8 protein-coding genes are annotated in these 13,354 nt (G+C 38.6%); 7 read left to right on the top strand and 1 reads right to left on the bottom strand.

The window, feature by feature from the left end; all coding sequences use genetic code 11:
* Positions 1-96: 96 nt before the first annotated feature.
* A complete protein-coding gene (locus tag DKM50_06475) occupies positions 97-5,169 on the bottom strand; it encodes a hypothetical protein (protein ID PZM79823.1) in 5,073 nt (1,690 codons plus the stop codon).
* Positions 5,170-5,478: 309 nt separating this feature from the next.
* Here DKM50_06475 and ilvD point away from each other — a divergent pair, with 309 nt between their 5' ends.
* The 7 genes from ilvD to DKM50_06510 all read left to right on the top strand — a co-directional run bounded on the left by ilvD (position 5,479) and on the right by DKM50_06510 (position 13,334).
* Positions 5,479-7,143 carry a dihydroxy-acid dehydratase gene (ilvD, locus tag DKM50_06480; protein ID PZM79824.1) on the top strand — a complete coding sequence of 555 codons (1,665 nt, stop codon included), beginning with the start codon at positions 5,479-5,481 and terminating at the stop codon, positions 7,141-7,143.
* A gap of 15 nt (positions 7,144-7,158) precedes the next feature.
* Positions 7,159-8,871: a biosynthetic-type acetolactate synthase large subunit gene (gene ilvB, locus DKM50_06485; GenBank protein PZM79825.1), complete on the top strand. Its 1,713-nt coding sequence runs from the start codon at positions 7,159-7,161 to the stop codon at positions 8,869-8,871.
* Complete coding sequence (locus DKM50_06490) at positions 8,868-9,350, top strand: acetolactate synthase small subunit (protein PZM79826.1); 483 nt, start codon at positions 8,868-8,870, stop codon at positions 9,348-9,350. The genes ilvB and DKM50_06490 overlap by 4 nt, the downstream gene beginning before the upstream one ends.
* Positions 9,351-9,404: 54 nt before the next feature.
* The gene (locus tag DKM50_06495; GenBank protein PZM80020.1) at positions 9,405-10,388 is read left to right on the top strand and encodes a ketol-acid reductoisomerase; all 984 of its coding nucleotides are present in this window, start codon (positions 9,405-9,407) and stop codon (positions 10,386-10,388) included.
* Positions 10,389-10,833: 445 nt separating this feature from the next.
* On the top strand, positions 10,834-11,199 hold the full coding sequence (locus DKM50_06500; GenBank protein ID PZM79827.1) for a hypothetical protein: 366 nt from the start codon (positions 10,834-10,836) through the stop codon (positions 11,197-11,199).
* Between the two features lie 219 nt (positions 11,200-11,418).
* Positions 11,419-12,714, top strand: a complete 1,296-nt coding sequence (locus tag DKM50_06505; protein PZM79828.1) for a 3-isopropylmalate dehydratase — start codon at positions 11,419-11,421, stop codon at positions 12,712-12,714.
* Between the two features lie 68 nt (positions 12,715-12,782).
* Positions 12,783-13,334 (top strand): 3-isopropylmalate dehydratase, encoded by a 552-nt coding sequence (locus DKM50_06510; GenBank protein PZM79829.1) that lies wholly within the window; start codon positions 12,783-12,785, stop codon positions 13,332-13,334.
* The last annotated feature ends 20 nt before the right edge of the window (positions 13,335-13,354 follow it).

Here is a 13,354-nt window from a genome sequence, read left to right on the forward strand (position 1 = left end):
CAAGATTAAGAATTGGAAGATTGCATAGCTTCACGTTGCCACAAGATAAAAAAACCCTTACTTTTGGTATAAAGTAATAGCCTCGGATATCCCCTGTTAGTTTTCTTCGTCGACTTCTTGTTTTTTACGATTTTTAAGTGGAATTTCTCCTTTGAAAATATTCCCGCCATAAATCGGAGAATTTCCGACAGTAGTAAAAACATCAAAGTTGTTCACAGTAGCTAAATTTATATGCCCGTTCCCGATAGTCCAAGAACTATTTTCTTTTTTCATTTGTACTTCGCTCAAAAACATAATTCCTTTTCGCCTTGCAGAGATTGATGCATGACTTGAAGTTCCTATTTTTGAAGTCCATATTCCGTCAACTCCCGGAATATTAATTTTTAATGCTTCTTCCGGGGTAACGTATTCCATCAATAAGTGAATCTTAATATTTTTTCCTATATAGTTACTATCCGTATCAAGGGTTTCTCGAACATGCTGAACCGTTTTAAGCAACTCGTCATAAGGTACAGTACCGTCAACACAAACATTATGCTGAGCTCCACCGACGATACCCTTTCCCTTGGTAACTGGTTTGTCATTTGGAGAGGGATTGATCTCAAAATCTTCGCTTTCTCCCTTTTTCCCTCCGCCAAGCTGCCTATCTTGTAAGAGAAAAACATCGTACTGCTTTTTGTTAGGATCGTATTCTCCGACGATCTCGATATCAACACCCATACCACCAAGATTTTCCTTTACGTTTTTTATCATATCTTTGATCTGATAAAAAAGTGTAGGGGATATCTTCTCTAGATATTCAAAAGGAATTCCTTTTGATGCCAGACCAGATGCAATATCTTCTCCAGCACGGCCAAACAAAACATCACCAACAGTTTTGTCAGCTTCAGCGACAAAAATTGCACTAAAAGACTCCGCATTTAAATTGCCAAACTTCATAACCTGCAAAGTCACCGGGGTACCCCAATCACCAGAAACATTCGTCTGTTCCCGAAGTCTGATTGCAGGCGCAGTATCCCAGGATTCTCTCACGCCTCTCACTCCATGTGCCACCAGACTCAATGGGTCGTCCCAATCCAGTATTAATTCGTTTTTCCGTTCGGTTTTTTGATTAGCTTTTTCAATGATAACTTTGAATTCATTTATCAATCTCATTAAATCTTCATTAGTCAGATCTTTCCATTTTGCTGACCTTTTTAGTCCTTGCGAACACTGTTGCTTAAATTCATCAATTTTTTTAGAAAATTCTGTTTCGTCAATGTTGAACACAACATTCCCGAAGGTCGTCAAGAACATTCGATAGCTATCCAGAGTAAAATGGACCTGTTCAGGAGTATTGCCTGACTTATTCAGCATCGCAATATCATCGAAGCCTACATTGATGATCGTACCTAAAATACCCGGCATTGAAAAATATGATCCACTTCTTACAGATATTACGAGCTCTCGAGCCTTTGAGATATCAAATTTAAAGCTACTTCTGCGATCTTGTATTAAATTCCATTGTTCTTCAGTTAATTTTTCTTTCTTAAATGGGAATAACTGCGAAGTTTTTTCTTCCAGTTTTAACAGATGCTCAATAAGTTCATTCTTTAGAAGATTATGATTTTGGGGGTCCAGCAACTCACGCCGGGAAGCAAAAAAATTAGTGCTCAAGTTAATAAATGGAGGCACATTAAGCCCATTTTCCAGAGAGTGAAAAAGGTTATTCGCCTTAGTCCCTCTACTGATTGGAGAGTCTTCACGCCCCGGACGAACTCCTTCGGGAAAAATCGCCATAGATTCGATACTCAAATTGTTTCCTCGAGCAGAGAGAATAATTTCGTTAAGCAACTCTTGCATATTGTTTATTTGCATTTCTAAAAGCGGGAGAGGATGGGCTGTGGCCCTGAAATCACCAATCATTTTCTCTTGAATATGGTGATAAAATAATGAGTTATCAATAGTTTTAAGATCGTTAACGCCGTAATCTAAATTATCCTTTCCAAGTATTTTCGCTACTTTTGAAGGGAGGTCTGCAAACGTTCCGGCTAAAAACGAATCAATATTATAGAGTTCCCGATTAGAAAGCATACGAACAATATCCCGAAGCTGAGAAACCGTTAATTGATCTTTTTTCAAAATATCAATTGCATCAATAAAAACCTGAGATGGTGCAAGTCCCTCATCGGAGGCATGAACCATTATGTCAGCAAGACATTTCATATTCTCTCTTAATAAAGGTAATAAATTTATTTCCGGCTCTTTGATAAAAACCCCGAATGACTCTATGTCGTTCTTTGCAGTAATTTTCGCGACAGACTCTTCTAGTAATTTTCTCTCTAAGAGAGCTAATTGCCTATCATTATTATAAAGTTCGAATTTCCGTTCTTTGTAGACAGGCCAAAAACCGAACACCTGGAATTCCCAGTCTGTCATCGCAACATGCCGTTTCAAAAAAATATATTCATAAGGAGAAAGATTCTCATCGTAACGAAACAAATTAGTCGCAATACTTTCTCGCCTTTCTCTTACCATGCGCAATTGTGTACGCAAATCTGATTGCTGCCAAACAATCCAGTTTTCATTATTAAATTGTGATTTAATAAAGTCTTCGTTCGCTCTATATGTCCAATGATTAGCAAGTCCATTGGCAAGGTTAACCAATGCCTCTATTACTTTATGTGCCACCCCATTGTTTCCTGCCGCCAGCTTAATTTTCTCTTTTAGGTCCGGTTGCTCCGCAATATCTTGCCAGGCAACATTCGGGTAATAATCTTTGAACAGGTTTAATGCTGCTCCCCATTCTTTAAGTTTATTGCTATTTTGATTAAAAAAGTTCTCCAGGTCAGGTATAGCTTTTTCTCCTACACCTTTCATTAACTGCTTCAGCTCTTCTAATAGCTGTTCAGTGTTTTGCGATGATAACCCTTCAAGAATAGTTAAACAATACGGCAAGTCCACCTTTGATGGATATCGGTGTATTTTTATGCGCAAATAGTGAATTAAAGTGTTTTCCTCAGAAAAATCTCCGTCCAAATCAGCTATCGTTTTCCTGATAAAATTCTCATGTTTATTCCATACTATGGAATGCGGGATGCTCTCAATAAGCTTGTGCGCGAGATACATTTTATATCCCAAATCTCGTTTTTTATGAAGAGCCAGCGAGTTTATAAAAAAACTAATATCTGTCTCAACAAAAGCACTCGGTGGTATTTCAATTAATTTGAGGTTAAGTGCAGTTATAAGAAAAACGTATATTGGCCTAAACAGATCCGGGTCATTGAGTGGAAATTTACCTTGAACTTTACTCTCATTATGCTCAAAGACATTCTCATCGGTAAAGGATACCATCTTAAGTTGGAACCCATCAACGATTTTTGCTCCCCCTCGTAATTGCAGCTCCCGTTGGGCGACAACTTGCAATAAAGAACGAAAAATTTCATAACTAAAAGATATTTTAGAATTTAAGAGAAGTTCCATGAACTTTCCGATGAGATTTTTAGCATCTGGCTCTTGGAGCAATATCGAGATAATATCGTTCATCGAAACCTGGCTTGACTTACCAATACTTTGAACATTATCAATCGCCGTCTGAACTATAAGCTGAAAAAGTCTTTCCTCTTTTTCATAATCAGAGACTGCCCAGGCTACAATTGCTTCTATTCCCCATTTTTGAAAAAGGTTTTCAAATGTACCCGGACTTATACCTTCAATAAAATCTTTAAAATTGTTAATACTAGCATTAACTTTGCTGAAATGTTTTATTTGCTGAATTCTTTGAATCTCGTAATGTTCAAACAATCTTTCTTTGATATCTTTAATATCGCTCATTTTGGGGGTCTCCCAATATATAACAGCGCTATCTTGTAGTATATGTGCATTATTTGTTTTCAATGTAATGATTTGGTTAAATATTTCTTCCAGTTCATTACCAAAAGAGCTATATTCCAACCCAACTTTTTCGGTTACTATGATTTTATCTTTTTTATTGCCGACAAGCTCAACATACCCTTTTTCCTCTAATTTCTTAAACAGTTCCGCTGAATATTTACTGGGAAAATCTTTTTTATTTAAAGGCTTTGTAGACATTTTCAGATAAGCTGACCGGAGAAACCCGCTTAGGTTAATGGTATTATTGTTTAAAATACTGTTAAGTTCATGAAGGGCTTCATTATAATCATAACCAAGGATATTAACTAACTCATCTGCATTTACATTACCAAATATCTCGTCATGTTTGGCCGAAATAATGAGTTTCTGTTTATAGTCAGGTTCCAGTTTTATGCATTTATAGAAATATTGTTTCACTTCTTTCATGCTCCGTTGAAGAACATTCGCTGCCTCTTTCCTTACTATTTCTGACTCAAACCCATTCATGAACTGTAGTGCTAATTTAATCGCTTTCTCATTTCGCAATTGAAGTTTTGTAATGCATTCAAAGGCGTGTATACGAATAAACTCCGGCTGCTTACCTTTTTCTAATAACGGCAAATCAAGCTTGTATCTTTCATTAATTGTTTTAACATACTGGTTTATCAAAAGGAAATTGTTCGTCCCGATAAATTCGTCTTTTAACATTTTATTTAAGCCGGCAATTTTCTCTTTTAGTTCCTTCATCGGCACTGGATTATTCTTATCAAGTACTACCAGTAACTCATCGGCTAATCTCTTAGCCAGCTGATTTAATTCCTCATTAATAGTAGGCATCAAAATAGTTCTTACATGTTCGAGTAATCTTTCATAGACTTCTTTGCTCTCAAGTTCAATAGTCTTAATGAGACTCGTTAAGACTTCTAATCCCCTAGAAATACGGTCATAATCATCATTATAAGGTTTAAAAGGGAATATTAACTGCCCAGGTCTCTCAACTCGTTGTTCTAAAAGCCAGAACACAAGGCTTTCAAAATTATCTGCATGGTCAATAATCCCAGCATATATTTCTTCTAATCTATTATAAAACTTGCTATTCGTTTCAAGAGGAGCTTTTTTATTTATATCCAAAAATGATGTGAATTTTCGATTAAAGTCATAAATAAAAGGCTCCAGCTTGATAAGATTTTCTAAAGTCTTACTATCAAGATCTCTATAGTGCTTATCAACAAAAACATAAAAATCCTTTGCGTAGGATTGTTCTCCGAGTACCCTTATTTGATTCAACTTATTTAGATGAATTATTTTTTTCTTCATAATGTCCGCTTTCTTTAATTATAATTCTCATATATTTAAGATGATAAAAAATGAATTTTACATGATATTCATAGTTTTTATCGTAATATATTATTATAAATTTCATCAGGTAAATTTTTCAAAAAATTAAACAGGAGATTTATTCAGAATGTTTCTAGGCAATTGACGAACATTATTGAATATACTATACTTTTTCTTATTTTCCTTTTCGAATAAATATTTTTCGATTTAAATTATCTATAATAGATTTCATGGGAACCACAAACCACGTTTCAAACAAATATTTTGGCAATAAAAGAGGTGGGGATTATGAGAAGTGATATAGTAAAAAAAGGACCGGAGAAAGCTCCACACCGGTCACTTTTCTATGCTATGGGATATACAGATGAAGAGATCAGACGTCCTTTGATCGGGATAGCTAATTCAGCTAATGAAATCATTCCGGGGCACATTCATCTTGATAAAATCGTTGAGGCGGTAAAAACCGGCATCAGAATGGCTGGCGGAACGCCGGTAGAATTCTCAACAATCGGGGTTTGTGACGGGATTGCCATGGGTCATAAAGGGATGAAGTATTCCCTGGTATCCAGAGAAATCATTGCTGATTCTGTTGAGATCGTTGCTAACGCACATGCGTTCGATGCTATCGTATTGGTCCCGAACTGCGACAAGATTATTCCCGGCATGCTAATGGCAGCTGCAAGGGTAAATATTCCGGCCATAGTAATTTCCGGAGGACCTATGCTTGCCGGTAATTACAAAGGGAAAAACATAGGGCTTGATAACGTATTTGAAGCTGTCGGCGCACATAGCGTCGGGAAAATATCAGATACCGAACTTTGCGAAATAGAACAGAAAGCCTGTCCAGGATGCGGTTCTTGCTCGGGAATGTTTACTGCGAATTCCATGAATTGCCTCGTTGAATCTTTAGGAATAGCTCTTCCTGGTAATGGAACTATTCCGGCAGTCTATGCAGACCGAATTCGATTAGCAAAACACTCAGGCATGAAAATCATGGAACTTCTTGAAAAAAATATCAAGCCACGTGACATACTTACGAAAAAAGCTTTTCAAAACGCACTTACAGTAGATATGGCACTGGGTTGTTCTACAAATACTGCACTTCATTTGCCCGCGATAGCCCACGAAGCAGGAATAGAAATCTCGATGAAAGCCATTAACGAGGTAAGCGAAACTACCCCTCACCTTTGTTCTCTTAGTCCCGCAGGACATTACCATATACAAGATCTTGATACTGCCGGAGGCATCCCCGCATTAGTGAAAGAACTAAGCAGAAAAAACATCATTAACATTGACTGTTTGACCGTCACTGGGAAAACCATTGAGGAAAACATTTCCAACGTTAAAACATTTAATACAGATGTCATTAGACCGCTGGAAAATGCCTATCATCAAACAGGTGGACTGGTAGCTCTTTTCGGAAACCTTGCTCCCGACGGATCTGTGGTTAAGGCTGCAGCAGTAGATAATGCCATGCTTATACACGAAGGTCCGGCAAAAGTATTTAATTCCGAAGAGGAGGCAGTTAAAGCTATTCTCGACCGGAAAATAGTAAAAGGCGACGTTGTTATTATCCGTTATGAGGGACCAAAAGGTGGCCCTGGCATGCGCGAAATGCTCACGCCAACAGCAGTGATAGCAGGAATGGAACTCGACAAAGATGTTGCTTTAATAACCGACGGACGGTTCTCAGGCGCAACACGCGGGGCGTCGATTGGACATGTATCGCCGGAGGCCAAAGAAAATGGACCGATCGCGGCAATAAGAAACGGAGATATTATTTCTATTAATATCAAGGAAAAAACACTGAATGTTAAATTAAGTGATAGCGAAATACAAGAACGATTACAACAAGTACAGCATCCGGAATGTCCGATTAAAGACGGAGTTATCGGACGATATGCTTCTCTTGTTACCTCTGCGAACACAGGGGCTGTGCTACGACAACCATAAAGGGGATATTCGGTTATGAAATATAAGGGCGCAAAAATATTTATAGAATCATTAAAAGCGGAAAATGTTGAGCACATTTTCGGCTATCCCGGCGGGTCTGTACTTGAAATTTATGACGAATTATACGATAGCGATATAAAACACTACCTCGTCCGCCATGAACAGGCCGCTGCCCATGCAGCAGACGGCTATGCACGTTCCAGCGGCAAAGTAGGTGTCTGTCTGGCTACATCTGGTCCAGGTGCTACGAATTTAGTAACTGGAATAGCTACAGCATATATGGACTCTATCCCAATGGTGGCGTTTACCGGGCAAGTGGGCACTCCGTTTATTGGCAAAGACGCCTTTCAAGAAGCAGATATGACAGGGATTACACTCCCGATCACCAAGCATAACTATCTCGTAAAAGATGTAGAAGACCTTGCGCGTACAATAAAAGAAGCTTTTTATATTGCACGGTCAGGACGGCCCGGACCAGTGCTCGTTGACATACCGAAAGATGTCACGCTCCTGCAAGCTGATTACAACCCGGAGCCAGAGCCAAACATTCAAAGTTATAAACCTACTTATAAAGGAAATCCAAAGCAGATTAAAGACGCAATAGCGTTAATTCAATCTTCAAAAAAACCGGTCATACTTGCCGGAGGGGGAGTTATTGCTTCCGGGGCTTCAACGGAGCTATTAGAATTTGCCGAAATGATCCAAAGTCCTGTTGCCGTTACACTGATGGGCCTTGGCTCGTTCCCTGACACACATACATTAAGCCTTAAAATGCCAGGGATGCACGGAACAGCCTATGCGAATTATTCAATATACGAATCAGACCTTATCCTCGCAATTGGAATGAGATTTGATGATAGAATTACTGGAAAACTCTCTGAGTTTGGAAAACATGCGAAAATAATACACATTGATATCGATCCGGCAGAAATTGGAAAATGTGTACCGGTAAATGTTCCGATTGTCGGAGATATTAAATCAGTACTCCATGATTTAATATCCAAAATCAAAGAAGAAGCGCTTGATCTTACTGAAAACAAGAAAGACTGGCTAAGCCATGTTAGCGGACTAAAAATAAGTTATCCATTGGCTTACGAGTACAGTGCCGACGTTATTAAACCTCAATTTGTTGTTCAGGAGATAAACAAGCTAATAGATGACACCGCAATTATTACAACTGAAGTCGGAGAGAACCAGATGTGGGCGGCTCAATACATTGATTATACAAAGCCCAGGACCTTCGCATCATCAGGCGGGCTTGGAACAATGGGTTACGGATTCCCTGCTGCAATTGGAGCACAAGTTGCCAATCCCGGCAAATTAGTTATCGATATTGCGGGTGACGGCAGTATTCAAATGAACATACAAGAATTATCAACGGCAGCTTATTATAATTTGCCGGTAAAAATAATCATACTTAATAATCAGCATCTTGGCATGGTTCGTCAATGGCAACAGCTATTCTATAAAGAACGTTACTCATTTACCAACCTTGAAGGTATGCAGCCTGATTTTGTCAAACTGGCAGATGCCTACGGGATACTCGGCCTGTACTGTGACAAACCGTCAGAAGTTAGAAAAACGTTAGAAAAAGCTTTCTCCCATAACGGTCCGGTAATAGTAGACTTCAGGACGGCCAGAGGTGAAAATGTTTTCCCTATGGTACCAGCTGGCGGAGTATTGAACAAAATGATCTTAGAAGAAAGCAAGAAAGGGACATACCTATGAGACATGTACTTTCAATTTTAGTTGAAAACAAGCCCGGAGTTCTCGCGCGAGTAGCAGGATTATTTAGCCGTAGAGGTTACAACATTGACAGCCTTGCAGTTGGGCCAACAACCGACACATCTATATCAAGGATGACAATCGTGGTAAAAGGCGATGATATAATTCTTGAACAGATTACCAAACAGCTCAATAAGCTCATAGACGTAATAAAGATTATCGATCTGACCGCAGCACAAGATTTCGTCGAAAGAGAGCTTGTCTTAATTAAAGTTTCGTCCAGTTCTCAATCTCGATCAGAAATATTAGAAATAGCAGACATTTTTAGGGCAAAAGTTGTTGATGTCGCTGCAAAATCGATTACACTTGAGACAACCGGCAGTGAAGGTAAAATCGAAGCACTGATAGATTTATTTAAAAAGTTCGGTATCATTGAAATCGTCAGGACCGGAAAAATTGCTCTCAACAGAGGAATGAAGTAGCTATTATTAGCTTTATAAAAAAAAATGAAGGAGAGAAAAATTATGGCAGTTAAGATGTATTATGATCAAGACGCGAATTTGGATTTATTAAAAAACAAAACCGTAGCAATTATTGGTTTTGGAAGTCAAGGCCATGCCCACGCATTAAATTTAAAAGAAAGCGGAGTTAACGTAATCGTAGGATTGTCTCCTACCTCCCAATCTCGAGATAAAGCGACGTCCGCCGGACTTAAAGTTATGGATACTGATAAAGCTGCTGCGGCAGCGGACCTCATTATGATGCTTGTTCCGGATGAATCAGCAGCATCTATCTATAAGAACAGCATCGCTCCAAATCTAAAAGCTGGAAATATACTGGCTTTTGCTCATGGGTTTAATATCCATTATAACCAGATTGTCCCACCGAAAGATGTCGATGTAGTTATGGCTGCTCCAAAAGGACCAGGCCATTTAGTAAGAAGAGTATACACTGAAGGCGCTGGAGTCCCTTGCCTGATAGCTGTTTACCAGGATGCTTCAGGCAAAGCTAAGGATATCGCTCTCGCCTATGCAAAAGGAATTGGCGGTACTCGAGGCGGAGTATTAGAGACTTCGTTTAAAGAAGAAACAGAAACCGATCTTTTTGGAGAGCAGACAGTCCTATGCGGAGGAACAACAGCGTTAGTCCAAGCAGGGTTTGAAACATTAGTTGAAGCTGGATATCAACCTGAAATTGCTTACTTTGAATGCTTACACGAACTCAAGCTTATTGTCGATCTTATGTACGAAGGCGGCATGGCAAAAATGAGACATTCTATAAGTAATACAGCTGAATACGGCGATTTTACAGTTGGTCCTAAAATTATTACTGCTGACGTAAAAGCTCACATGAAAGAAGCCTTAACCCGAATTCAGAATGGCGAATTCGCAAAAGAATTCATCCTTGAAAATCTTGCAGGACAACCAGTCCTAAATGCTAAGAGAAGAATAGGCAAAGCACATCTTATTGAAGAGGTTGGAGAAAAACTTCGTTCAATGATGAGCTGGTTAAAAAAATAGATTTCATTAATAGTAATTTCGATAATACAGCTCTTCAAATTGAAGAGCTGTATTATCTATAAATAATATGAATATTGCTATGATGGTGATATTTCCATAAATTATTCATTCACAACTTTAAGTTCATAAAGTACAATGGAACAAGATTACTGCCCTCTATCAGGGAACAACTGAGAGTAATGGCCCTGAACCAGAATATAAACCGCTAAGCCCAAGTTCATTAGACATGACAAGACTCAATGGGATAACCCATCTAAAGTTGCACATAAATATGTGCATATGCACTAAATATCATGCACTTAACAACAAGTTACTAACTTGTCCTGGCCGTTCTAAGCCATTTGTTAATTAGTATCAAGCACTCAAACGATCAAGCACTCCCGGTTGGCATCTAAACTGTTATGTAACATATTGATCACCAATACGATGAAAAGGGAAATAAACTATGGCAAAGAAAATTCTTTTGGTCGACGATTCCCCATATATTCTAAGGTTTATAGGGAGCAGTCTACAAAATGACGGATACGAAGTCATTACCGCAGAAAATGCTTATGACGGTATTGAAAGAGCCATTAAAGCAAATCCTGACTTGATAATAATGGATCTTAAAATGCCAAACGGGAATGGTATTGACGCCTGCATATCAATAAGAACGGCACCAGAAACGTGTCATATTCCGATTATTCTCGCATCTGCTCATATAAACGAGTTAGTCATAAAAGATATACATCTATGGGGAATAAACGACTATATCCGAAAACCATTCACACCTCATTCCTTAACAGAAAAAATTGTCGCACTTATGAGATAAATCAATGACGTCACCCGCCATGCTCCTAAGCAAAAGCTGCTGTTTGCGTTTGTAATTTTCAGGCAAATAGTGTATAGTATTTGTGCTTATAATAAGATAATTGCTTTCAGAGAATTCTGAATATGCATATCGACCCTCTCAAATTTAGGTAACTTGATTTAAAAGAATTTCTTGTTTAATATATTACTACTGATTATTTGACAGAATGGAGCTTTTACCATGGGAATGACCATCACAGAAAAAATACTAGCGAAAGCTGCGGGAAAGCCATCTGTGATTCCTGGTGAAAATGTATGGGTCAATGTACACGTACTCATGACCCATGATGTTTGTGGTCCAGGAACAATTGGCATATTTGAAGAAAAATTCGGGAAAACCACTCCCGTTTTTGACAAAGAAAACGTGATTATCATCCCTGACCATTATATTTTCACCAAAGATGAAAAATCTCTGAGAAATATTGACATACTTCGTGATTTTGTTAAAAGACAAAAAATAAAACATTTTTACGACCCTGGAACAAACAGCTACAGTGGAGTGTGTCACGTTACCCTCCCTGAAGAAGGTCACGTAAGACCCGGCGAAGTTATACTGGGAACTGATTCTCACACCTGTACGCATGGTGCTCTTGGAGCTTTTGCTACTGGAGTGGGAAATACTGACGCAGCGTTTACTTTGGGTACGGGAAAAACCTGGCTCAAAGTCCCACAATCGATCAAGTTTATCCTCAACGGCAAAATGCCAAAAAATCTCATGGCAAAAGACTTAATCCTCCATATTATCGGTGATATCGGTGTTGATGGGGCTACCTACAAAGCAATGGAATTCGAAGGAGAAACCATCGAAAACCTCTCTATCGACGAACGAATGACGATATGCAACATGGCAATTGAAGCTGGCGGAAAAAATGGAATTATCGCTCCGGACATCAAAACCATAGAATACATTAAAACAAAAACAAATGCTCCGTTTACGGCATATAAAAGTGATCCTGATGCACAGTACAGCATGGTAAAAGTATATGATGTCTCAAAACTTGAGCCCTGCGTTGCAGCACCGCACTCTCCTGATAAAAAGATATTAGTTAATAACTGTAAAGATGTTAAAATAACCAGAGCATACATAGGTTCTTGCACCGGCGGTAAGATCACAGATTTCATTGCCGCCGCATCTATTTTAAATAACAAAAAAGTAGCAATAGAGACCTATGTAATACCCTCGACAATAAAAGTTGAACAACAAATGAACAGCGTTAAAATTGCCGGCAGAAACCTTATGGAAATATTTAAAGAAGCCGGCTGCCTGATTGGTCCGGCATCTTGTGCTGCATGTTTAGGCGGACCGGTTGATACATTTGGAAGAACGCAGTCAGATGAAGTTGTCATCTCGACGACGAATAGGAATTTCCCTGGAAGAATGGGGTCAAAAGATTCCTCAGTTTATCTGGCTTCTCCATATACGGTGGCGGCAACAGCACTAAACGGATACATTACCGATCCGATTAAATATTTGTAGATTATTAAAGATAATTGAACGATTCTCTGGATTACTTTTATGAAGAATCCCTGATACGGAGGAACCAAATGAAATCAACAATTAAAGGTAAGGTTTTTATTCTAGGTGATGATATCGATACCGACCAAATCATTCCTGCTAATTATTTAAGCTATAATCCATCGATTCCTGAAGAGCGTAAATATTTTGGAAAGTTCGCACTGAGTGGTGTGCCAAGTGACCAGTCAGGATTACCAGAAGGAAATGTACCATTTATTAAAGAAGGTTTTTCCTCTGAATACAAAATAATTATTGGGGGTAAGAACTTCGGCTGCGGATCAAGCCGAGAACATGCCCCGCTTGCCATAAGAGAAGCCGGCGTTGAAGTAGTAATAGCCAACTTTTATGCTCGTATATTCTACAGAAATTCTATTAATGGCGGCTACCTTGTTCCGATTGAAACCGATCACGACTTAAAATCCGAGTTCAAAACCGGAGATTTGGCTGAAATCGACTTAGAAAAAAACACGATAACAAGACAATCAGACAATAAAATTTTCCAACTTAATTCTCTTGGCGATGTTATCGGGATAATCGAGGCCGGAGATATTTTTGAATACGCTAAAAAAGAAAACATATAAAACAAACTTTCTCGAAGGAG

The sequence above is a fragment of the Candidatus Margulisiibacteriota bacterium genome, from assembly GCA_003242895.1.
In the GTDB taxonomy this organism is placed as follows: Bacteria; Margulisbacteria; Riflemargulisbacteria; order GWF2-39-127; family GWF2-39-127; genus GWF2-39-127.